The sequence below is a fragment of the Photobacterium sp. SP02 genome, from assembly GCF_038519165.1.
GTDB lineage: Bacteria > Pseudomonadota > Gammaproteobacteria > Enterobacterales > Vibrionaceae > Photobacterium > Photobacterium halotolerans.
This window is the reverse complement of record NZ_JASJOJ010000014.1, coordinates 69,949-90,871: the sequence shown is the minus strand read 5'-3', so window position 1 is coordinate 90,871 and position 20,923 is coordinate 69,949. Positions and strand designations below refer to the sequence as shown.

Here is a 20,923-nt window from a genome sequence, read left to right as displayed (position 1 = left end):
CTAAAATGGCTTCCGCTGCCGGGTAATTGCCACGGGTTTTTTCGCGTGTCTTCTTACGGGCCTGATCAAACACCAGACCACGGCCCACAGGGTTGCCGCCCATCGCCCAGTCCTGGAAACTGTGCTTGCGTACCGGCTTGCCTTTCAGCGCCAGTGTTTCTGCCACCTTGAGCAAAATACTGTCCGGCACGCATTCATCGACCACGCCCAATTTCTTGGCTTTTTTGGCGCGCAGCTGTTTACCGGTCAGGATCATATCGAGCGAATTGGCCACGCCAATCAGGCGAGGCAGACGCTGTGTGCCGCCTGAGCCCGGCAGCAGGCCAAGCTGGACTTCCGGCAGACCCAGTTTGGTGGCGTCGGAGTCGGTACATACCCGGCTGTGGCACGCCAGCGCCAGTTCAAGACCGCCGCCCAGGCACGGGCCATGAATGGCAGCGACCACATGAAACGGCAGCGCTTCAAGACGCTGGAACATCTGCTGCCCCTGCGTCGCCAGCTGCTCGGCTTCTTTGGCCGTGGTGCATGCCGCCAGCATGCGGATATCCGCCCCGGCGACAAAGTTATCCGGCTTGCCGGAATACACCACCAAGCCTTTGATCTCTGCTTTTTTCGCTTCCAGCTCATCCAGCACGCTGCCGACCTGAGTGGCAAAGGCGGCCTGGAGGGTATTCATTTTTTCCCCGGGGACATCAATTTTCAGCCAGGCAAGGCCATTCTCGCCGTAGCTCAGGCTGAAAGCTGATTGCGGCTCAACCGTATGTTCTGTATTCGTCTGTTCAGTCATGGTTACATCCGTCATTATTCAGTCTCCAGGATCATGGCAGCACCCAAACCACCGGCGGCACAGGCTGTATTCAGCGCCAGACCGCCACCGCGACGCTGCAGCTCGCGCAGCGTTTGTGTAATCATTCGCGCGCCGGTGGCGGCAAAGGGGTGACCATAAGCCAGCGAACCACCCAGGACATTGAATTTATCCATGTCTATCTCACCAATTGCGTCGCTGCGACCGAGTTTTTCCTGGGCAAACTTCTTCGAAGCAAACATTTTCACATTCGCCAGAGTTTGCGCGGCGAATGCCTCGTGCATCTCAATCAGGGTCAGATCTGAGAGTGTCAGACCGGCACGGTCCAATGCCAGCGGGGTCGCATAGGATGGCCCCATCAGCATATCCTGCTCTACGCCTATCGCAGAAAAGGCATAAGAACGAATATAGCCCAGCGGTTTCAGGCCCAGCTCTTTGGCCCGGCCTTCTCGCATCAGCAGTACCGCCGCACCACCGTCGGTCAGCGGCGTACTGTTGGCGGCCGTCACTGTGCCAAATTTACGGTCAAAAGCCGGACGCAGTTTCGCGTAGCCTTCTACCGAGGAATCTTCGCGAATATTGTTGTCTTTATCGATCCACTGACGATACGGTTCCGGGAAAGCGGTGATCACCTCCCCCTGAATCAACCCATCCCGCCACGCCTGAGCTGCCAGGCTGTGAGAACGGTGGGCCAGTGCATCCTGCTCTTCACGGCTGATTCCGTGCGTTTTTGCCATTTGCTCCGCTGTCTGGCCCATACTTAAACCGGTTGAGTATTCGGCAACAGCAGGCGGAACAGGCATTAAATCTTTCAGGCTGAGCTTACTGAGCAGGCCCATTTTTTTGCTCATGGTTTTCGCTTTACTGAGCGCCAGTAGCGTGGCAGCCAGTTTTTTAGACACACCAATAGGTAAGACCGATGAGGAATCCGCACCGCCTGCGATCCCGATATCAATGGTGCCCGAGATAATACTCTCAGCCACATTCGCCGCAGCCTGGAAACTCGTTGCACACGCTCGGGTCACACTGTACGCATCGGTGTGAATATTCATCCCGGTTCCCAGCACAATTTCACGGGCAATATTCGGTGCTTCAGGCATCTGCACGACCTGACCGAACACGACCTGCTCAATCAAAGCGGGATCAAAATCAATCTTTTGCAGCATTTCATTGACCACCATCTTGCCCAGATCCAGTGCAGGCACACCGTTAAAGGCTGTAGCCTGGCGGGCAAAAGGGGTACGTAATCCGGTTACAACAGCGATGCGTTCACCCTGTTGGGTCGTGAGATTCTGGCGACGTGTCATCGCGGCTCCTTATCATTATGGTAGAGGTCAGACCACACCGATTGTAACGGCATTGTTATTTAATTCAAATTAATGTTTAAGAAGTTGGAGCAACCAAAAACAATGAAAAGTGTAAGGAGTTAAAACATAGCGCAAAAAAAAAACCACACCGCTATGGTATGGTTAACAAACTCAACGTGTCAGTCGTTTGTGCAAGTTTGATAAAAAGAGCGAACAATAACGTTCAGCATTCCTTATTGAGTTATCAATTGAAATACTGACACTTTCCGCGCGCAAGTAGTTGAAGGGTATACTCAGTCCGTAAAGGACGTTATCAGGGGGTCAAACCCGATAACACAGCTACTATAACGAAAGCGGGTTGACAGATATTGAGGGAAATCAATAACACAACAGTCTATTTTTATGAATCCAATTCCTGTTATCTCCCGTATTATTGACTACAGCTCAATGGATACGGACGGGCTACATCATGATTAAGCATTTTTTTCGCAAGAAAAACACAGGTACCTCGGTCTCTGTGGATATGAATAAACAGACACGCTATGAAGCCCTGGTCAGGGCCTGGCACAAAGACCTTTACAGGTACGCCTACTGGCTGTGCCATGATCAGCATATTGCCGAAGATTTGGTGCAGGAAACCTGCCTGCGCGCATGGCGATCGCTAGACAGCCTCAACGATGACAGTGCAGCCAAAGCCTGGTTGATCACTATTCTGCGTCGCGAAAATGCCCGGCGTTTTGAGCGCAAGCAGCTCGATTTGGTCGACATTGACGATCACCCCGTTGCTGATGATCATGACACAGACGCAGGTGGTTTAAATGAGTCTGAACTGGGCCAGTTACAACAGATGATCAAACAGCTGCCGTCCGAATACCGTGAACCTTTGGTTTTACAGGTCATGGCTGGATTCAACGGTGATGAAATTGCTAATATTCTTGGACTGAACAGAAACACAGTGATGACCCGATTGTTCAGAGCGCGTAACCAGTTAAAAGATGCTTTAGAAAAGCAAACCGAGCGGAGGGGCCACCAGAATGGACGATCTTGAATTTCGTCGCCGAATTTTGGCAGATCCTAATGATCAGAGTCCAGAAATGGTCGCTACGAAAAATGCGTCAATCGCTAATCGTAAACTTCACGATGAGTTACAGCAATTAGACAGCAAACTGTCTGCAGCGATGAAAGTGGATGTTCCGGAAGATCTGGCCGATAAAATCTTGTTCCGCCAGTCCGGGCAAGGCTATCAGGCCGAGAAAAAAGTCCGTCGTCATTTAGCGATTGCGGCCTCGGTGGCTTTCCTGTGCGGCTTGCTAATCGGTCAGTTTCAGCCCGGATTTTCGCTGAGCCCTGCCGAAGACATGGGTCAGATTGCGCTGGCGCATATTTATAACGAAGCCCCATTTGTCGATCAGGTTGATGAAGGTGTGTCTCTGACTCAGGTTAACGCCAAACTCAAGCCTTTCGGGCCAGAGCTCAGCGGCCTGCCTTCTCATGTTTACTATCTCAATCATTGTGGTTTTAATGGCAGTGGAGCCTTACACATGGTCATCGGCGGGAAGCACGGTAAGATCACTGTCTTTGTCGTACCTCAATCCTCAAACGCCATGAAAAGCTTCGAAGACGGCAAAATGCGCGGCGTTGTCATGCCTTCTCAGAACGCCAGCCTGATCGTGGTGGGGAACAAAGGCGAAGATGTCATGCCTGTCGCTGAACAACTGAAAGACGCCATGCGTTGGACCAGTATTTAACCTTGCGGTGGTATCACGACCAGTGACCACCGCAAAAAATGCCGATCTTTCCATCAACCAGCGCCCGCCCGCTCCAATAAAACAATGATTTAGATACTGGTCTGATTTGTTGTTTTTTTGCCTGCTCCTACAATCGCTGCCTCTCTGGCACAGTTAACGTGCCAGCAAAGAACGATCAGGATAAAAATAACTATGTACAAGAAGCGTCTGTTTACAAAAACTCTGATGGCAACCGCCGTCATGCTGGCTTCGCAGCAAGCACTGGCTGCCGGATTCCAGCTTAATTCACAATCTGCCACCGGCCTGGGCCGTGCTTTTGCCGGTGATGCCGTCATTGCTGACAATGCTTCAGTGATGTCACGTAACGCCGCGGCTATGACCCTGTTTAATGCCCCTGCGATCTCACTGGGCCTGAATGTTATTGATACAGACATTAAAGTGAAAAATGCCCAGTATTCCACCCCCTTTGGACAATCATCTCTTGATGATGCACAAATCGGTGGTACGTCATACGTTCCCAACCTCTATTATGTTCACCCGGTCAACGACAAACTGGCTCTGGGTGCCGGGATTTATTCTAACTTCGGCACCAAGACCGAATTCAGCAGCAGCTATGCTGCCAACGAGTTTGGCGGCCTGACGGATGTGAAAAGCCTGAACCTGACCCTGAATGCGGCTTATCGACTGAATAATCAGTGGAGCGTAGGCGGCGGATTAGACATCATTTACGGCCAGGGCAAACTGCAGCGTTCAAATCAGACATTAGAAGGACTGGTTCAGCAACAAACCGGTGTCACCGGCCCACTGCTGGATGTGGATGTTGACGGCACCGCTGTTGGCTTCAACCTGGGTACAGTCTATGAGCTGGACGATCTTAACCGCTTTGGTCTGGCTTATCATTACAGCCCGGAGCTGAAAGCCGAAGGTGATATGTATGCGCAGACAGCCGGCGGCAACCTTCAAGGTCAGAAGCTGCTGATGCCGCTGCCAGACATGGTTGAGTTTTCCGGTTTCCATCAGTTAAACAGCCAGTTCGCCGTTCACTATAGCGTTCAATGGATCGAGTGGAGCAGCTTTGACACGCTGAAAACCAACAAAGGCGTGACACTGAATGATTACCAGTGGCAGGATGGCTGGCACTATGCGATTGGTGGTACCTACACACTGAATTCAGACTGGACCCTGCGTACTGGCTACATGTATGACACCAGTGCTCAGGACCAGAAAACCTCCATTTCTGTCCCTGATTCAGATCGCCAATGGTTCTCTGGCGGCTTTACCTATAATCTTGATACTAAATCAACGATTGATTTCGGCCTGACCTACCTGATGGGTAAAGATATCGCCGCAACCGAACAAACCGCAGCGACCTCAATCAGTGCGACAACCCGTGCTGATGCGCTGCTGTACGGTGTGCAGTACAGCCGTTCTTTCTAACTAAGAGCGGGATATTGCCAGAAAAAACTAAGCCGCTCGTCAGAGCGGCTTTTCTTTATGGGTTTTCTGAATTCCCAGCCTTTAGGTGGGTGTCAGAATTTACTGGCAGTTGGCTGCGCCTAAATCTTCCCAAACGCCCCACTCGCCTGTAGTTCCTGGCTCTTCACCGGTCGTCCACCATTTCGCTTTCCAGGATTTGCCTGTATGTGTCACGATATCACCGGCGTTATACACACTGCTGCCTGCCCAGGCATTGGTACAGCCTGTGGAACCACCGTCTTTGAGCACAGTCACTGTCACTGAATCTGTCGCTGAATCCGTACCATCAGAGACTGCAACCGTAAAGTTCAGCGGCGTATCGACTGTGTAGCTGTCGGCAACAAAACTCACCGTTGCGCCATTCACTGTCGCGTTCACACCGGCAGGCACTGTCCAGGTAAAGGTCAGGGTATCGCCGTCGGCATCGGTGGATTGCGATGCATCCAGCACCACAGTATCACCGGCACTGGCCGTCGCCGGACCAGACACAGCCACCACAGGTGCTGTGTTTGAACCTGGTGCTTTGGCCGTGACTGTGACACTGTCAGTGGCGTTATCACCGGCATTGTCGGTCACTGTCAGCGTGAACACATACTGGGTATCTGCCGTTACTTCAGGAACCGCTACTGTTGCCGTCGCGGTATCTGATCCGGTCAGAGTCAGTGCCGGACCACTGGTTTGCGTCCACTGATAGCTGACGATCTGACCATCACGATCGCTGGATGCAGAGCCGTCCAGCGTCACAGACGTCGCGCCAGTGACCACTTGATCAGCACCCGCTTTCGCGACCGGGGCGTAGTTGCCACCACCACCCGCCAGTGAATCCTGCATCGCATTGAGGATATCGCCGTTATCGGCATCAATTTCCCATGCAAACAAACCAGCCAGACCCAGATTGCGGACATACTGACCTTTAGCCAGCACTGAACGACGGTCGTCATAGGTGATCAGGTTGCCGTTGCTTGGATTGTACGCCCAGGGTGCTTCTGCCTGCGCATCGTAACCCTTAGTCACTGCAGCGTTATTGATGTAGTCAGTCACCACGTCTTTGTAGTCAATGACCCCAGGTTCCCATGAACCAGGCACCATGCCGTTGCCTGTGCCTGTCATTGGGTTCGTCGGATCTGTCATGCTGGCTTCGGTAACACCCGTCCAGCCACGCGCGTACATGGCTGTACCCAGTACCAGTTTGTTTGCAGGTACACCCTGCGCCAGAAGACGGTCAATACCGTGTGCGGCTGTGTAAGCCGGACCTTGACGAGGCTCGCCGTTTTCATCAACACCTGTGCCGTTACAGACATCAGCAGACATGTGGCTGCCGCAGAACAGTGCTGTCTGGTGGCCAGGCTCGTTATTCCAGCCGCCGAAGAAGTCATAGGTCATGGCGAAGATGTAGTCCATATACTGAACCGCATCGGCATAGTTCACGACATCAATCTTGTCATAACCCGCACCGATTGCAGATGTCAGCTCATACTGGCGGCCAGTTTCGGCTTCCAGCTCATCCAGCATGGCACGCAGTTCGCGCATCAGAGCCACATACGCCGGGCCATCGTTGACCGGATCGCCCAGATTCGCGTTCGCGCCTTTTCCGCCCGGGAATTCCCAGTCAATATCAACACCGTCGAAGAATTTCCATGTTTTGAGGAATTTCTTCACACTGGCGACGAAAATGTCACGCTTGGCTTTGTCAGTGAAAGAATAGAAGGGGTCAGACAATGTCCAGCCGCCGATTGAAGGCACAATCTTCAGATCAGGGTAACGTTGTTTCAACGCCATCATCTGACCATAGGTACCTTTATAGGGAGTGCTGTGGGTATGGCCTGATTGCGGCTGAGGCATCTGAACCGCCGCCCAAGGGTCATGGATCACCACTTCATAATCCGGCGTTCCCTGGCAGGCACGATTCAGTGCGGCCAGGCTGTTGCCATTTTCAATCTCACCCAGAGATTCATTGGGTCCGCAAATAGGAATGAAGCCGTACAAAATGTGGGTCAGGTTTTGCGCCGGAATATTATCCACCGAGAATTTACGGCCATACACGCCCCACTCGACAAAGTAAGCACCAACTACCGTGTTCGCAGGCGTTGTGTAATTGCCATTATTGCCATCCACGTTCATAGGGAGTGGATCTAAATGGCTGCCATCGGTATCGGCAACAACAATATTGGTTGCCGCACTGCTGGTACAGGCTTGCGCCGCACCCGTGCCGCTACACAGCTCGACTGTCATGGCATACTGACCACCCTGCGCCACAGACAAAGTGGTTGAACCGGCTCCGCTGGATGCCGGAGCAATGCTTTGCTCAAACACCACATCCCCGTTCAGCTTCACTCGCCACAGATCAGCGGTTTCACCAGAATAACGCTGCCAGGCCACAGGGACTTCGGCTGCCGGCTTAACCGTAATCAGGCTTTTGTAGGCAGAGGCTGCCTGATCAACCTCAACGATAGCGTAATCCGTTTCCATCCAGGCAATTTGCGGAGTGCCTGGTGCTGCCATCGCTCCCCACGACATAGTCATCACGGCTATACCGGCCGCCACAGGATTCAACTTATTGAAAAACATTACTTCGTTCCTTGAGTTAAAAAGTAAGTAATAACGCACGGATATGAAACCATGCCTGATAATCAATAGTTCAGTTTCTTTTTGTCGCAAAGAAAGAAAGTGGGATTTTTATTTTTGGTATTACGCTTTGTGATCTTATGCCAACCGAAATGAAATTCATGGCAATGAGACGGAGTGAAATGATAATTACTGCAAGCATTCCACTTGCTTGAGCGGTATTAGTTCAATACGACAAATAAGAGTCACGCAGTGGCGGCATCATTGCGACTCATCAAACAGAAAATTATCCAAAGTGTTAACTTTGTCAGAAATGTTTTTATTTACAAAAAATTAACAAAACCAAGCCATGTTAGAGCCATAAAAAAACCAGAGCATTTGAGCTCTGGTTTTTCTTTCGCACAGCCTTGATGGCTATTCGCTGTCTATTTCATCAAGAAAATCATCAAGATATTCTTCGTTTTGTGGCTGTGCAGGTTCGGATTCCCCGCCGGCTGCTCTGAAGTTCTTATACTGAATATAAGCATCGCGCGTGAAAGCATAGGGATCCGGTGAATTGTTCAGCATAGGTTCCTGTGCCACCAGTTTAGCCCTGTCTTCCATGCCTTCCAGTGCCCACTTGCCGACACTTTGCCAAAAGGTCAGCAGATTGAGCGGAAAATACAGCGCATCCACGCGATCCCCGACACCTTCACGCAAGGTCAAAGGGCCGTATGCAGGTATCATGAAATACGGGCCGTTACCGACACCGTAATAACCCAGCGTATCAGGAAATGCCTGCTCTCCCGGTGGCGGAATATCTGCAGCGGCCGCTATGTCAATCAATCCGCCCAGACCAAAAATACTGTTAATCCAGAAACGGGTAAAATGATCCACCGCCTTTTCCGGGTTCTGCATCAGAAAGCTGTTCAGCATGTTAGCCGGCTCTTCCAGGTTAGACAGGAAGTTTCTTAAACCGGTACGCACCGGTGACGGCACATAATCGACATAAGCCAGTGACACAGGACGGACAAAATAGGGGTCAAGATAATCGTAGTTTACTGTCCACATGGCACGGTTAAACCCTTCAAAAGGGTCATAAACCGCGTTTTCCGGCTCACTCAGGGCTTCCAGCTCTTCGGCATCCAGACCAGCAGCTTCAAGCTCCTCATCATCCAGACCGTATTCGTTTCCTGCCAGTTTATCCGGTGACGGATCTGGCGGCGAGCTGGCACATCCCATAAGGATGAATGTAAGAAATAGAGGTACGAACAGATTTGGTTTCAATGTGTTAGCCACTTAATTAAATGCAAACAGACTGGATAATGATATCCAGTCTGTTTCTTAACTGCCAGTATGTTTTAATACTGAGTATTAATGGTGATTGTCGTCTCTCCGCCTAACGGCACAATGTCACTTTCGCCAAACCAGTCACCTTCTTTTGTCGCCACGTTGCCGTCGCTGTCGATTCGGGCCCTGACTATCAGCTCAGACTGTTTTGACATCAGTCGATCAGGGATCATGCTGTCTTTGTCGGTTAAAGTGAGCGTCAGCGGGAAGCGTGACAAGGGAAGACGCCTGGCTGCCAGCGGCATGGGCGCACCATCTGCGGTATGAACAGACACCACCACCATGCCTTGCGCCGGCAAGGTCACTGAGGCGCCGAGCTCAACCGTCACCCTGACACCCGGGCTGGGATTGACAGCCTGCGACATCTCCACCTTTGCCTGGGCAATACTGCGCTCAAGCATATTGGTGCGGTTATCACCTGCGCTGAGCTGCGATTTCATCTGCTCCCAGTATTTGATGGCAGTCTGGTAATCAGCCTGTTCAAACGCATCGAATGCCATCAGGGATAATGCCTGCAGATTATCAGGATCGCGTTCCAGCAAGTGCGTCAGCATATTACGGGCAAGCTGAATCTGACCTGGCTGTCCCCCCATCATCAGGGTCTGGGCATAACTCAGTTGCAGGCTGGGATCATTCGGTTCCAGATCCAGGGCGCGCTTCATTGCTCCCTGGGCCGTTTCAACATCGCGGTTTGCCATGCCGATTCGTCCCAGCAACAGCCAGCCGGTGGCATCATCCGGGCGCTCATGCAGCCGGGTCCGCAGTCCTAAGGTCAGCTCTTCCATTTCCTGATCTGTCAGCGGCGCAGCATTATCTCCCATCAGACGCTGAGTCAGCTGAGGCAATTTTGACACCGTCTGCTGCCAGTCAGCCACTTTTTGCTGATTGCCAACAACGCCGTAAAGACCATACGCCACCCCGACAATCACCAGGATGCCGGGAATTAATAACCAGGGTTTAAACTGGCTGTTCTGCTGTGCCTGTGTCTCCAGTACGTCATCCAGTAACGACTGCTGCAGCTCAACTTCCAATTCATCCGGGTTCGATACCAGTCCTTCACTGCTCTCTTCTTTCAGTTCACCCAAGCGGTCACGAAAGAAAGCTTTGTTCAGTTCGTCCCGGCTGGCAACCCGATCCTGATTGCTCCCCACAAAGGCCGGGACAATGAAAAAAGCCAGCGCAATCAACACCAGTATCAGGGTGGAAATCCAAAATAACGTCATTTTTTCACCTTGCTTTCACCTGCCGAACCACTGGCGGCGTGCGGGTTTTCTGCCTCTTTTTCAATATCATTTAGCAATGCATGAAGACGGGCGGATTCTTTTTCATCCATTGGCTGAGACGAAGCCACCACTCCCTTCCGGGAACGATAGACCAGCACACTGGCGCCAATAAGCAGGAAACACAAAGGGCCCAGCCACAAAATCAGGGTAGATGGCATAAGCGGCGGATCATAAGTCACGAAGTTTCCGTAACGGGCAATCATATAATCTATGACTTCCTGCTTGGATTTTCCTTCTCTCAGCATCTCATACGCCTTCTGGCGCATGTCTTTGGCCAGTTCCGCATTGGAGTCAGCAATATTGTTATTCTGACATTTCGGGCAACGCAGTGTGGCTGTCAGCTCCTGAAACGAGGCTTCCTGCTCTGGTGTTGCAAATTCGTAGACATCAATCGCGGCCTGAACCGGCACACTGGCGGCCAACCAGCTGCCGATCAGCAGCGTACATACCGCTATCGCGTATTTCATCCTTTCGCTTCCTCTTGCAGACGCTCATAAATCGGCTTGAGGGTGTCTTGCCAGTTTTGCGGATTCACATCGCCGACATGGCGATAACGGATCACGCCACTGGCATCGATCAGAAAGGTTTCTGGGGCGCCGTACACGCCTAAATCCATACCCAGCATGCCATTACCGTCAAACAGACTGTGCATATAAGGATTGCCGAGATCTTTCAGCCAGCGGTTGGCTTTATCGCGCTCGTCTTTGTAATTCAGGCCAATAATTTTGACCCCCTGGCTGGCCAGCTCATTGAGGTAGCGGTGCTCTGCGTAACAGGTCGGGCACCAGGTTGCCCAGACATTCAGCAGCAGAGGCTCACCAAGGAAAATATCCTGCTGATACAATTTGCTCGCATCTTCCAAATCTTCAAGGCGAAAGGCCGGGACGGGCTTACCGACCAGGACGGACTCCAGTTTGGTCGGATCGTCGCCGTCAGCATTGCGGGTCAGCTGCACCATAAAGACAGCCACCAGGCCCAGAAACAGGACTAAAGGAATAAAAAGCAGTTTCTTGTTCATCCATTCACCTCTGCGTGCGGGGTACTGACAACCGCTTCATCTTTCACTTCTTTTTTAAAGCGACGACGAAAACGGTAACGCTTGTCACTGATGGCCATTGCGCCACCCAGTGCCATCAGAAGCGCGCCCAGCCATAACCAGTTCACAAACGGCTTATAGTAAATACGGACTGCCCAGGCGCTGTCATCCAGCTGCTCGCCAAGCGCCACATAAAGATCACGGGTGACGCCGCTGTCGATCGCCGCTTCGGTCATCATTGAGCCGGATACCGTATAAAAGCGCTTCTCGGCATGCAGTTCAGCGATGTGTTTTCCGTTACGAGACACCACAAAGTCGCCAATAAAGCCGTCATAGTTCGGCCCTTCGACATTACGCAGCCCGGATAATTTGAAATCAAAGCCTTCGACTGTCACTGTCTGGCCTGGCGCCAGGCGAACGTCACGCTCCAGGTCATAATTGGAAACCAGCGTAATACCGATTAAGGTCACGGCCAGACCAATATGGCCCAGCACCATGGCCCAGTGACTGCGGCCAAGCTTACCAAGACCGACCACCAGGCTATGGCGATGCGTGGCGCGCTCATAAACCTCATACCCCTGCAGGATAATGATCCAGAAGGCCATCACCATACCCAGTACAGCTAACGGCTGGATCGGATCGGGACGCAGCCAGAGCACAAGCACGGCTAATGGCAGGGTGATCAAGGCGGTAATCAGCAGCGGCCGGCGGATAGTCGAGAAATTCTCACGCTTCCAGCGCACCAGAGGACCAATGCCCAGGAAGAAAGCAAACGGGATCATCAGCCAGGTAAACAGGGTATTAAAGAAAGGCACACCAATGGAGACCGAGCCCAGACCAAGCTGCTTATGAACCAGAGGTAACAAGGTACCAATCAACACCACCAGCAAGGCGGTGATCAGCAGCAGGTTGTTTGCCAGCAGGAAGTTCTCCCGTGAAAACAGGCTGAAACTGCCATGGGAGCGGATCTGTGCCCCGCGCAGGGCATACAGCAAGAGCGAACCGCCGATCACCACCACCAGGAAGCCCAGAATGAACATGCCACGCGCCGGATCGGAGGCAAAGGCATGCACAGACACCAGCACGCCGGAACGCACCAGGAAAGTACCGAGCAAGCTCAGTGAGAAGGCCGATATGGCCAGCAGCACTGTCCAGGCTTTAAAGGTGCCGCGCTTTTCCGTCACTGCCAGCGAGTGCATGAGCGCCGTACCGGCCAGCCAGGGCATGAAAGAGGCATTTTCGACCGGATCCCAGAACCACCAGCCGCCCCAGCCGAGCTCGTAATAGGCCCACCAGGATCCCAGTGCAATCCCGACGGTCAGAAATGACCAGGCAGCAATTGTCCAGGGACGCGACCAGCGCGCCCAGGCCGTATCCAGCCGGCCTGTCATCAAGGAGGCAATCGCAAAGGCGAAGGCTACCGAGAAACCGACATAACCCATATACAGCATAGGAGGATGGATGATTAACCCCGGATCCTGCAGCAAGGGGTTCAGATCGCGGCCATCAACCGGAAAATAAGGCAGCGTACGTTCAAACGGGTTGGAAGTGATGATGATAAATAACAGGAAACCGACTGAGATCATCCCCATTACGGCCAGCACCCGTGCCACTGATTCCTGCGGCATACCCCGGCTGAACATGGCCACCGCGGCAGCCCACGTGGCCTGAATCAAGACCCAAAGCAGCAATGACCCTTCATGTGCGCCCCAGACCGCCGTCAGCCGGTAGTACCAGGGCAGGTTGCTGTTCGAATTACTGGCGACATAGGTCACAGTAAAATCATTGATGTAAAAGGCCCACGACAGCAATGCAAAAGACACTAGCAGCATCGCAAAGACACCAAAGGTCAAAGGCCTGGCCAAACGCATCAGCACCGGGTTACCTTTATAGGCACCATACAGTGGATAAACACTCACCAGAAGCGATAACCCCAGTGCCAGGATAAGGCTGAACTGGCCTAATTCTGCAATCATTGCACGCTACCTTGCATTTGTTGTTCGGTATATTTCAGAGGCTTATGATTTTTCTGCATCGCCTCAGCCACTTCTGGCGGCATATATTCTTCGTCATGCTTAGCCAGCACTTCATGCGCTTCCACCGTTTGGGCATCAACCAGCACCCCCTGAGCGACTATGCCCTGCCCTTCGCGGAACAGATCGGGCAAAATACCGTCATAAGTTACCGTCACGGCCGGGCCGACATCAGCCACTTTGAAACTGACCTGCAAAGAGTGGGGATCACGACTGACAGAGCCTTTGACTACCATGCCGCCAATGCGTAAACGCTGACCCACTTCGGGTTTGGTGCCATCCGGTTTGCCCTCTACCAGCTCTGTTGGGGTATAGAAGAGGTCCATATTCTGGCTCATGGCATACAAAGTCAGGGCAACCGTCACACCGAGACCGGCCAGCAAGGCAATGATCACGGTCAGGCGTTTTTTACGTCTTGGGTTCATAAGGTATTCTCCAAATTCTCGGCAGCTTTAATGCGTTGCTCGCGGGCAATTTTATTTTTAATGTCAGCTGCCAGACGACGACTCTTACTGATACTGGACCATAAAAGCATCAGCAAAGATAAAGCAGATATCCCATAGGCCGCCCAGACATAACCGGCGTAGCCGCCCATGGCAAGGAAATCACTGAACGAATCGAAATGCATACTCACCTCACTGCATCAACTGACGAACCCAGGGACGGTGGCTTTCCCTGGTCAGAATTTCATTGCGCAACCGAATCAGGGTCAGCGCACCAAAAAAGCAGGCAAAACCCAAAATATTCAGCAGTAATGGCCACAGCATACGGCTGTCGATCGACGGTTTGGCAAATTTGGTAATGGTGGCGCCCTGATGCAGGGTGTTCCACCACTCGACGGAATAATGAATGATAGGAAGATTGATCACACCCACGATCGCCAGAATACCGGCCGCCTTGGCCGCCGTTTTCTGATCGTCAAAAGCGTTATACAGCGCAATCACACCCAGATAGAGGAAAAGCAGAATCAGTTCAGATGTCAGACGTGCATCCCACACCCACCAGGCACCCCACATAGGTTTGCCCCAGACAGCACCGGTCAGTAATGCAATAAAGGTGAACACGGCGCCAATCGGTGCCATGGCTGCGGCTGCCATGTCAGACAAGCGCACCTGCCAGACTAAGCCGATAAAGGCGGCTATCGCCATCCAGAGATAAACCCCCATGGACCAGATAGCCGCCGGTACATGCAGGTAAATAATGCGGAAACTGTCGCCCTGCTGGTAATCGGTTGGCGCAAAAGCCAGCCCCCAGACAGTGCCTGTCAGCAGGCTGATCACAGACAGTGCTGCAAACCAGGGCAGCAGGGTTCCGCACAGGCGGTAGCAGTTTTCTGCTTTAGCGTAGGGATGTAACCACTTCCACATAGTTTTTTACTCTATGATTAATAATAATATTCGTTATATTCACGCTTCAGTTAACACTGATACGCAGTGATGCTGATATCGCAAAAGGAGCCAGTGTGGCTGATCCGGCTAACATTGCTCCCATCAAAGCTAATTGCCCCTGGTAACTCATCCCCAGTGACGCCGCCTCTATCGCCGACGTAGCAAAGATTAGCACGGGAATAAACAGCGGTAAGATGAGCAAGCTCAATAATACCCCACCTTTACGCAATCCCACCGTCAGTGCAACCCCAATCGCACCTAAAAAGCTCAGTGTGGGCGTGCCAAGCAGCAAGGTTAATACCACCGCAATCCAGGTTGACCAGTCGAGTGACAATAAAATTGCCAATAAAGGACTGATTATTATCAGAGGCAAGCCCGTCAGCAACCAGTGAGCCACCACTTTTGCCAGTGCCAATACCGATAACGGGGTTGGCATCAGCATCATTTGTTCCAGCGAGCCGTCAACAAAATCGTCCCGAAACAGACGCTCCAGTGACAGCAAAGCCGCAAGCAAGGCGGCCACCCAAATAATACCGGGCGCGATACGCGCCAGCAGATTCGGTTCCGGCCCTATCCCCAACGGAAACAGGGTGATGACAATAATAAAAAACCACAAAGGGTTAAACACATCGGCCTGACGACGAAACGCAATCAGCAATTCCCGCCGGATAACCTGATACATAGAATGCAACATCACAGCGTCTGCCCCAGTGTCACCTTGCGCAGTCTGTTCTGCGCAGAAAACATATCCTGGTGAGTCGTCAGCAGCACAATCCCGCCGCGTTCGGCATGGGAGACAAAAAGCTGCTCAAGGACTTTTACTCCCAGTTTATCAATGGCTGTCAACGGCTCGTCCAAAATCCACAGCGGATGGTTACTCAGCCATAAACGGGCCAAAGCCACCCGGCGCTGCTGGCCGGCGGACAATTGTCCGGCGGGCACATCTTCGCGTCCGGCCAAGCCCACATGGGCCAGGGCCTGCCAGATAGCATCATCACCATGCACTCTAGCCTGACCACTGAGTCTCTCGCTGTTATCCAGCGTATGCATGGCCTGGAAAAAAGCCAGGTTTTCTGAAGCGGTTAATTCGCGCTTGACCCCAGTTTGATGTCCCAAAAACAGCATCTGGCTATGATACTCTTCACGCACATGGCCTATCTTGTTATCGTGCCAATAGACATCGCCGGTATCAGGAGAGCCGAGCCCTGCGATGATGCGCAATAAGGTCGTTTTACCGGCCCCGTTGCGGCCTTCAATCTGAACCAGCTCGCCAGAAGCAACATGAAATTGGAGGTCATCGAACAATACGCGCTCATCACGGGTACAGCTCAATCCTTTGACTGATAGCATAGGGATGAGACATCCTGAATGACACAAATAATCCTCGGATAATATCACAGCGACTGAGATCTTTGTTAGTTTCAGGCTGTTATAGATCCGGCAGCAAGGTATGTAAATGTGACCTCTATATCTCAATCCTCCGCTTATCCGCCTGCAGCGGCCAGTGCATCTAAGACAGCTGCGCCGCAGCAGACCGCTTCGGTCAGCCATGCAAATCAAGCTCAGGCAGGGGCAACTGTATTCCAATCCGGCCAGCAAATCAGCCAACTTTCACACTTGCTAACACAACTTCATGTGTTGCAACGATTATTTGCCAATTTGCCTCCTGCGGTGAGCGGCCAGGGTTCGCCGATCGCATCATGGCTGTCTCAGCTGGTGCTGCCGCGCACGCCGGCCGATATCGCACCCTGGCTACAGCAAGGGGCCGGTAAAGACAGCCTGAAAGTACTGGTGACCCAGCTGACGCAGCCCGACAGTCCGCTTGCCAAGTTACTCGCCAGCCTGCCGGCTGATTCGCAAGCCGAACTCAAAGCGCTGATCCGCCTCGCTGCCGAGCAGCGTATTGCCGGCGCGCCAGCCGGACGCGACGAAAACACGCCTTTTATACTGCACTTACCGCAGAGTAACGGCCGCGAAATCCGTCTCAGTGTGCATTCAAACGCATCACAGCAAGCATCGAAACGCCAGTCACCCGGCCGGGCCTGGACAGTCAAACTGGGACTGCCTGTCGGTGAGTCAAATACATTGGAAGCCACGGCCGTCTGGCAGGACAGCCAGCTCAGCCTGGCTTTCAGTTGCGAGCAGCCAGACATACTGGCATTGACTGAACAGTTAACACCTCAGCTAATGCGTCGCCTGAAACAGCTGGAGATTAACTGTGAGTCCGTGAGTTTTCATCAGACCCCAACCCATGACGATTCAGCGCCGGACATCCACCCACAATGCGGCATCAGGATCAGCGTATGACAACAGAACAAAACCGGGCTATCGCGTTGAGCTACGATGGCTATAACACCCCGTATGTGTCAGCGAAAGGCTATGACGACTGGGCAAGAGAGATCATTGAGCAGGTCAAAGCCCAGGGAGGATTGATTCACCAGGATCCGGCACTGGCTGAGTACCTCAACAACCTGGAGGCCGGGGATAACATCCCGCCCGCCCTGTTCGTGATCATAGCCGAACTGATCGCTTTTTCCTGGGTCTTAAACGGAAAAACCCCTCCCGGATGGGAAGGGCCTGTGTCTGTAAACGAAACCGTCTGACGCTATTGCGCAGTGAAGCTGCAGGACCAGGCGCCAACGCTATGTACTAAGGCTTGTACCGAAGCTATACACGGATGCCGTGAATAACCGAAACCGTGAATAGCTGAGCCGTGAATAAAAACGGCAAGGCGTCACTATCCACAAACAACAGCCAGCAAGCAACAGTGCTATCGCCGGCCTTTGTTCATGCGCTGCTGTAACCGTAACAGCAGTTCAGCTTCCGCTTTCGGCAAATCACACTCTTCCATCAGCTCATTGACGTCGGCACCCAGCTCGACCATTTTACTGGCGCGGCTGTACAGGCGGCCATCGGGATCCTGCATGGCCATTTCACCCTGACGCTCAGACAACTCTTCCTGCTGGCGGGTTAATATGGCCATTTTATTACTCATTGCCATCGTACCCGCACGCAACTCATGAAACTGTTTGGTTAAGCTTTCCTGCTGCTGTCTGGCGGTTTTTAACAGCAACTCTGCTGCTGCAAACTTGGTTTCCAGATCCTGGCGTGCTTTTCGCTCACGCCGGACCAGCACAACCGCTATCACCACTGCCAGCAAAGCAACAACCAAAGGCAGCCATTCAAGCAAGATAGCAGGCATCAGAGATACGCCATCTCTTCCCATTCTTCATCAGACAGGAGCTTGTTCAGATCAACCAGGATCAGCAGTTGATTATCACGGTTACTGACGCCTTGAATAAACTTGGCGCTTTCATCTGTGCCCACGCTTGGCGTACTGTCGATTTCAGAGCTGCGCAGATAAACCACTTCTGCCACACTGTCGACCATAATACCGATAACCTGCTTTTCAGCTTCAATGATTACGATACGGGTATTATCTGAAATCTCACCTGACATCAGGCCAAACCGTGCACGGGTATCAATCACGGTGACCACATTGCCACGCAGGTTGATAATTCCCAGTACGTAATCCGGCGCACCCGGAACCGGGGCGATTTCAGTATAACGCAGCACTTCACGAACCTGCATTACATTGATACCGTAGGTTTCCTCTTCCAGCTGGAAGGTCACCCACTGTAATACCTGGTCGTTACTGTCTTCTTTTTGAATCTCGGCAACACTTACCTGCGACATGCTGTATCCTCTCCGGCCATCGTCACAAAACGCTCTTCACGTCCAAACCCGCTTTCAGCATGGAAATGAGTTCATTGACATGAATTAAAGCACACATTTTCTCTTTAACCATACCCGCCAGCCAAGGCCGTTTACCTGCCTTTTCTCGCCAGCGAACACTTTGTTTTGTCAGGGTTTCTGTTCCGTGAAGTTGATCACAAGCCAGTCCCCACTTACTTTCTCCCAACATGACCACATAGCGGTAGTTTTCCTGATGGTCATCATTGCGGATAGATTCAGGCATCACCCATCTGGCGGTATCCACCACATCCAGTTTTCGGTTCTGTACCGGCTGCAAGCCAAGATACCAGTCCGGGCGGCCAATCAGGTGATTCATCTCACCCAGTTGGTGAATCCCTCCCAGCTCTGTCAGCGGAACAGCAAAAGTCACCCCGTTGACAGCAAAAAACAGCGCCTGAAATTCTGTTTGCTCACTGGCGTCAGGTAGCGTCCAGGACGGCGGTGGCGGCTCAGGTGCCAGCTCAGGCTCAGGTGCGGCTTCGGCCACAGTTTCCTGCACACTTTCTTCTTTATCAAGAATGTCTGGAACAGGCGCCGTTGCAACTATTTCACTCTGAGGCTGAGAGCTTGTTTCCAATTCAGCCGCCGGTGCCGGCTTTTCAGCAACAGCCGGAGCCTCAGCAACCTTAGGCAGCATCTGCATCAGCTGGACACTGGTTTGCGGCTCTGCATATGGGGCCGGCTTATCCTCTGACGGCTGCGCAGCCACTGCCAACGATTTTTGCAGCGGCTCTGGCGCAGCGTCCTGATGCTGAGTCAGCGCGCTGTCATCCTCAAACCAGCCCGGGTCGTCTAAAACGGCTGGCTTAACATCTTTTTGCTGAACATCTTCTTGTTGTTGTTTTTCCAGTTCCGCCAATTGCTGTTGCTCGGCAATCCAGGCTTCACTTTCAACAATCACTTCCTCTTGCATCTCTGACATTTGGTCGAGAAGACGCTGCAACTGCTCAAGATCCGTTCTCGTCCGCGGCGGGGTAAACCTGACTTCAGGTACACTCAGCTCCGGCTCTGCGGACAACGAAACCGGCGCAGCTGCGTTCGGCCGTTGGGCTGCCATTGCCCGCAGTGACGGCGGTTCGCCCCCTTCAGCAAACGAGTTCACAGACGCGTTATCTCGCCCGGATTGGTCCAGACTATTAAAATCAAATGGCTGATGAGTCTGGATTTTCTCCGTAAGGGCTTTCTCCGTGAGGCTTATCGCATCATCGGGCTCACAGCCGCTTTGCAGCTCAGCCGCTGCATCAACAACAGAATCAGACAACAACGCCTGGCCGTCGTGCTCTTCCGCTGACGCCGACAAGTCATCCTGCGGGCCGACAGCGTCGGCGCCATCCTCTTCGGGCAGTAAAGAATCATCCAGCAGCCCGAAAAAGTAATCATCTAATGCCTGTTCACTGGACAGCTTTGCGTTATCGCTCATCTTGACCCAGCCGCTCCAGATAATTCAGTAAAGTTTTATACGCAAACACACCGCGAGAGCCACGGGCATACAGGGATGGCGGCATATGCTTGATACTGGCATCACGAAATTTGGTATCAATGGGCACAGCTGAAGCCCAGACCTGATTGGCATAACGCGACTTCAGTTCCTGCAAGGTTTCCAGCGAGGCCCTGGTTCGTTTGTCATACATGGTTGGCACAATCGTGACTTTGAATTCATCCGGCCTGGATTTTTGCATGATTTGCAAAGTACGCATCATGCGCTCCAGACCTTTCATCGCCAAAAATTCCGTTTGCACCGGAATTAAGATGCGCTCACTGGCAGCAAGCGCATTCACCATCATGACCCCCAGGATCGGGGGGCAGTCAATCAGCACATAATCATATTCTTCTTCCAGGCATTTCAGCGCCTTTTTCAGAATCAGTCCCATGCCGCTGCGAGTCCCCATGACTCTATCCAGGGTCGCCAGCGACATGTGCGCAGGTATCAGATGGATATTGTTAAACCGTGTTTCCAGCACCAGTGGTTTGACAGTGTCACGGTCAATCGTCGACAGCTGGAACAAATCAAACAGGCTGGATTCCAGGCGATCAGAATCAAAATTTAAGTATGTCGTCAGTGATGAATGCGGATCAGTATCCACCAATAATACGCGCTTGTTTCGTTCACTTAACAGGCCCGCCAGACTGACAGTAGTCGTGGTTTTCCCCACGCCGCCTTTCTGGTTGGCAATGCTCCAGACTACCACGACATCTC

22 protein-coding genes are annotated in these 20,923 nt (G+C 52.4%); 5 read left to right on the top strand and 17 right to left on the bottom strand.

Going from position 1 to position 20,923, the window contains the following annotated elements; genetic code table 11:
* Nucleotides 1-787: enoyl-CoA hydratase-related protein (locus P0Y67_RS08780; protein WP_342391575.1), on the bottom strand; the 787-nt coding region annotated here is incomplete at its 3' end.
* A 14-nt stretch (nucleotides 788-801) separates the two neighbouring features.
* Nucleotides 802-2,112: an acetyl-CoA C-acyltransferase FadI gene (fadI, locus tag P0Y67_RS08775; RefSeq protein ID WP_027253975.1), complete on the bottom strand. Its 1,311-nt coding sequence runs from the start codon at nucleotides 2,110-2,112 to the stop codon at nucleotides 802-804.
* Between the two features lie 469 nt (nucleotides 2,113-2,581).
* Here fadI and P0Y67_RS08770 point away from each other — a divergent pair, with 469 nt between their 5' ends.
* From P0Y67_RS08770 to P0Y67_RS08760, 3 genes are all read left to right on the top strand, one after another.
* Complete coding sequence (locus P0Y67_RS08770) at nucleotides 2,582-3,160, top strand: sigma-70 family RNA polymerase sigma factor (protein ID WP_342391574.1); 579 nt, start codon at nucleotides 2,582-2,584, stop codon at nucleotides 3,158-3,160.
* Nucleotides 3,147-3,860, top strand: a complete 714-nt coding sequence (locus tag P0Y67_RS08765; RefSeq protein ID WP_342391573.1) for a DUF3379 domain-containing protein — start codon at nucleotides 3,147-3,149, stop codon at nucleotides 3,858-3,860. Before P0Y67_RS08770 ends, P0Y67_RS08765 begins: the two co-directional genes overlap by 14 nt.
* A gap of 192 nt (nucleotides 3,861-4,052) precedes the next feature.
* On the top strand, nucleotides 4,053-5,297 hold the full coding sequence (locus P0Y67_RS08760) for an outer membrane protein transport protein (RefSeq protein WP_342391572.1): 1,245 nt from the start codon (nucleotides 4,053-4,055) through the stop codon (nucleotides 5,295-5,297).
* Nucleotides 5,298-5,396: 99 nt separating this feature from the next.
* Here P0Y67_RS08760 and P0Y67_RS08755 read toward each other — a convergent pair whose 3' ends face one another.
* The 11 genes from P0Y67_RS08755 to ccmA all read right to left on the bottom strand — a co-directional run bounded on the left by P0Y67_RS08755 (nucleotide 5,397) and on the right by ccmA (nucleotide 16,320).
* Complete coding sequence (locus P0Y67_RS08755) at nucleotides 5,397-7,904, bottom strand: glycosyl hydrolase family 18 protein (protein ID WP_446728819.1); 2,508 nt, start codon at nucleotides 7,902-7,904, stop codon at nucleotides 5,397-5,399.
* A gap of 411 nt (nucleotides 7,905-8,315) precedes the next feature.
* Nucleotides 8,316-9,122, bottom strand: coding sequence for an MlaA family lipoprotein (locus P0Y67_RS08750; protein WP_342391571.1), 807 nt, complete (start codon nucleotides 9,120-9,122; stop codon nucleotides 8,316-8,318).
* A 119-nt stretch (nucleotides 9,123-9,241) separates the two neighbouring features.
* Nucleotides 9,242-10,453 carry a c-type cytochrome biogenesis protein CcmI gene (gene ccmI, locus P0Y67_RS08745; RefSeq protein WP_342391570.1) on the bottom strand — a complete coding sequence of 404 codons (1,212 nt, stop codon included), beginning with the start codon at nucleotides 10,451-10,453 and terminating at the stop codon, nucleotides 9,242-9,244.
* Nucleotides 10,450-10,935: a cytochrome c-type biogenesis protein gene (locus tag P0Y67_RS08740; protein WP_446728822.1), complete on the bottom strand. Its 486-nt coding sequence runs from the start codon at nucleotides 10,933-10,935 to the stop codon at nucleotides 10,450-10,452. Before P0Y67_RS08740 ends, ccmI begins: the two co-directional genes overlap by 4 nt.
* A gap of 41 nt (nucleotides 10,936-10,976) precedes the next feature.
* Nucleotides 10,977-11,531 (bottom strand): DsbE family thiol:disulfide interchange protein, encoded by a 555-nt coding sequence (locus P0Y67_RS08735; protein ID WP_027253968.1) that lies wholly within the window; start codon nucleotides 11,529-11,531, stop codon nucleotides 10,977-10,979.
* Nucleotides 11,528-13,525, bottom strand: a complete 1,998-nt coding sequence (locus tag P0Y67_RS08730; protein WP_342391568.1) for a heme lyase CcmF/NrfE family subunit — start codon at nucleotides 13,523-13,525, stop codon at nucleotides 11,528-11,530. Before P0Y67_RS08730 ends, P0Y67_RS08735 begins: the two co-directional genes overlap by 4 nt.
* Nucleotides 13,522-14,007 carry a cytochrome c maturation protein CcmE gene (gene ccmE, locus P0Y67_RS08725; protein WP_120510294.1) on the bottom strand — a complete coding sequence of 162 codons (486 nt, stop codon included), beginning with the start codon at nucleotides 14,005-14,007 and terminating at the stop codon, nucleotides 13,522-13,524. The genes P0Y67_RS08730 and ccmE overlap by 4 nt, the downstream gene beginning before the upstream one ends.
* Nucleotides 14,004-14,210 carry a heme exporter protein CcmD gene (ccmD, locus tag P0Y67_RS08720; RefSeq protein WP_342391567.1) on the bottom strand — a complete coding sequence of 69 codons (207 nt, stop codon included), beginning with the start codon at nucleotides 14,208-14,210 and terminating at the stop codon, nucleotides 14,004-14,006. Before ccmD ends, ccmE begins: the two co-directional genes overlap by 4 nt.
* 7 nt (nucleotides 14,211-14,217) lie before the next feature.
* Complete coding sequence (locus P0Y67_RS08715; RefSeq protein WP_337113095.1) at nucleotides 14,218-14,949, bottom strand: heme ABC transporter permease; 732 nt, start codon at nucleotides 14,947-14,949, stop codon at nucleotides 14,218-14,220.
* Nucleotides 14,950-14,995: 46 nt separating this feature from the next.
* Nucleotides 14,996-15,664 carry a heme exporter protein CcmB gene (gene ccmB, locus P0Y67_RS08710; protein WP_342391566.1) on the bottom strand — a complete coding sequence of 223 codons (669 nt, stop codon included), beginning with the start codon at nucleotides 15,662-15,664 and terminating at the stop codon, nucleotides 14,996-14,998.
* The gene (gene ccmA / locus P0Y67_RS08705) at nucleotides 15,664-16,320 is read right to left on the bottom strand and encodes a cytochrome c biogenesis heme-transporting ATPase CcmA (protein WP_342391565.1); all 657 of its coding nucleotides are present in this window, start codon (nucleotides 16,318-16,320) and stop codon (nucleotides 15,664-15,666) included. Before ccmA ends, ccmB begins: the two co-directional genes overlap by 1 nt.
* Nucleotides 16,321-16,428: 108 nt before the next feature.
* Between ccmA and P0Y67_RS08700 the strand changes: the two genes are divergently transcribed.
* Nucleotides 16,429-17,277: a hypothetical protein gene (locus tag P0Y67_RS08700; protein ID WP_342391564.1), complete on the top strand. Its 849-nt coding sequence runs from the start codon at nucleotides 16,429-16,431 to the stop codon at nucleotides 17,275-17,277.
* Nucleotides 17,274-17,573 (top strand): EscU/YscU/HrcU family type III secretion system export apparatus switch protein, encoded by a 300-nt coding sequence (locus P0Y67_RS08695; RefSeq protein WP_161445717.1) that lies wholly within the window; start codon nucleotides 17,274-17,276, stop codon nucleotides 17,571-17,573. The genes P0Y67_RS08700 and P0Y67_RS08695 overlap by 4 nt, the downstream gene beginning before the upstream one ends.
* Nucleotides 17,574-17,740: 167 nt before the next feature.
* Here P0Y67_RS08695 and P0Y67_RS08690 read toward each other — a convergent pair whose 3' ends face one another.
* Genes P0Y67_RS08690 through P0Y67_RS08675 form a run of 4 tightly spaced genes read right to left on the bottom strand, consistent with a single transcriptional unit; the run spans nucleotide 17,741 to nucleotide 20,915 of the window.
* A complete protein-coding gene (locus tag P0Y67_RS08690) occupies nucleotides 17,741-18,172 on the bottom strand; it encodes a DUF2802 domain-containing protein (protein ID WP_192014717.1) in 432 nt (143 codons plus the stop codon).
* On the bottom strand, nucleotides 18,172-18,666 hold the full coding sequence (locus tag P0Y67_RS08685) for a chemotaxis protein CheW (RefSeq protein ID WP_027253958.1): 495 nt from the start codon (nucleotides 18,664-18,666) through the stop codon (nucleotides 18,172-18,174). Before P0Y67_RS08685 ends, P0Y67_RS08690 begins: the two co-directional genes overlap by 1 nt.
* Nucleotides 18,667-18,688: 22 nt before the next feature.
* Nucleotides 18,689-20,146: a chemotaxis protein CheW gene (locus tag P0Y67_RS08680; protein ID WP_342391563.1), complete on the bottom strand. Its 1,458-nt coding sequence runs from the start codon at nucleotides 20,144-20,146 to the stop codon at nucleotides 18,689-18,691.
* The gene (locus tag P0Y67_RS08675) at nucleotides 20,136-20,915 is read right to left on the bottom strand and encodes a ParA family protein (protein ID WP_337113089.1); all 780 of its coding nucleotides are present in this window, start codon (nucleotides 20,913-20,915) and stop codon (nucleotides 20,136-20,138) included. Before P0Y67_RS08675 ends, P0Y67_RS08680 begins: the two co-directional genes overlap by 11 nt.
* Nucleotides 20,916-20,923 lie beyond the last annotated feature (8 nt).

Coding starts and splice junctions, on each gene's coding strand:
- fadI (WP_027253975.1), bottom strand. CDS start 2,112: ATGACACGTCGCCAGAATCTCACGACCCAACAGGGTGAACGCATCGCT.
- P0Y67_RS08770 (WP_342391574.1), top strand. CDS start 2,582: ATGATTAAGCATTTTTTTCGCAAGAAAAACACAGGTACCTCGGTCTCT.
- P0Y67_RS08765 (WP_342391573.1), top strand. CDS start 3,147: ATGGACGATCTTGAATTTCGTCGCCGAATTTTGGCAGATCCTAATGAT.
- P0Y67_RS08760 (WP_342391572.1), top strand. CDS start 4,053: ATGTACAAGAAGCGTCTGTTTACAAAAACTCTGATGGCAACCGCCGTC.
- P0Y67_RS08755 (WP_446728819.1), bottom strand. CDS start 7,904: ATGTTTTTCAATAAGTTGAATCCTGTGGCGGCCGGTATAGCCGTGATG.
- P0Y67_RS08750 (WP_342391571.1), bottom strand. CDS start 9,122: ATGGGATGTGCCAGCTCGCCGCCAGATCCGTCACCGGATAAACTGGCA.
- ccmI (WP_342391570.1), bottom strand. CDS start 10,453: ATGACGTTATTTTGGATTTCCACCCTGATACTGGTGTTGATTGCGCTG.
- P0Y67_RS08735 (WP_027253968.1), bottom strand. CDS start 11,531: ATGAACAAGAAACTGCTTTTTATTCCTTTAGTCCTGTTTCTGGGCCTG.
- P0Y67_RS08730 (WP_342391568.1), bottom strand. CDS start 13,525: ATGATTGCAGAATTAGGCCAGTTCAGCCTTATCCTGGCACTGGGGTTA.
- ccmE (WP_120510294.1), bottom strand. CDS start 14,007: ATGAACCCAAGACGTAAAAAACGCCTGACCGTGATCATTGCCTTGCTG.
- ccmD (WP_342391567.1), bottom strand. CDS start 14,210: ATGCATTTCGATTCGTTCAGTGATTTCCTTGCCATGGGCGGCTACGCC.
- P0Y67_RS08715 (WP_337113095.1), bottom strand. CDS start 14,949: ATGTGGAAGTGGTTACATCCCTACGCTAAAGCAGAAAACTGCTACCGC.
- ccmB (WP_342391566.1), bottom strand. CDS start 15,664: ATGTTGCATTCTATGTATCAGGTTATCCGGCGGGAATTGCTGATTGCG.
- ccmA (WP_342391565.1), bottom strand. CDS start 16,320: ATGCTATCAGTCAAAGGATTGAGCTGTACCCGTGATGAGCGCGTATTG.
- P0Y67_RS08695 (WP_161445717.1), top strand. CDS start 17,274: ATGACAACAGAACAAAACCGGGCTATCGCGTTGAGCTACGATGGCTAT.
- P0Y67_RS08690 (WP_192014717.1), bottom strand. CDS start 18,172: ATGCCTGCTATCTTGCTTGAATGGCTGCCTTTGGTTGTTGCTTTGCTG.
- P0Y67_RS08685 (WP_027253958.1), bottom strand. CDS start 18,666: ATGTCGCAGGTAAGTGTTGCCGAGATTCAAAAAGAAGACAGTAACGAC.
- P0Y67_RS08680 (WP_342391563.1), bottom strand. CDS start 20,146: ATGAGCGATAACGCAAAGCTGTCCAGTGAACAGGCATTAGATGATTAC.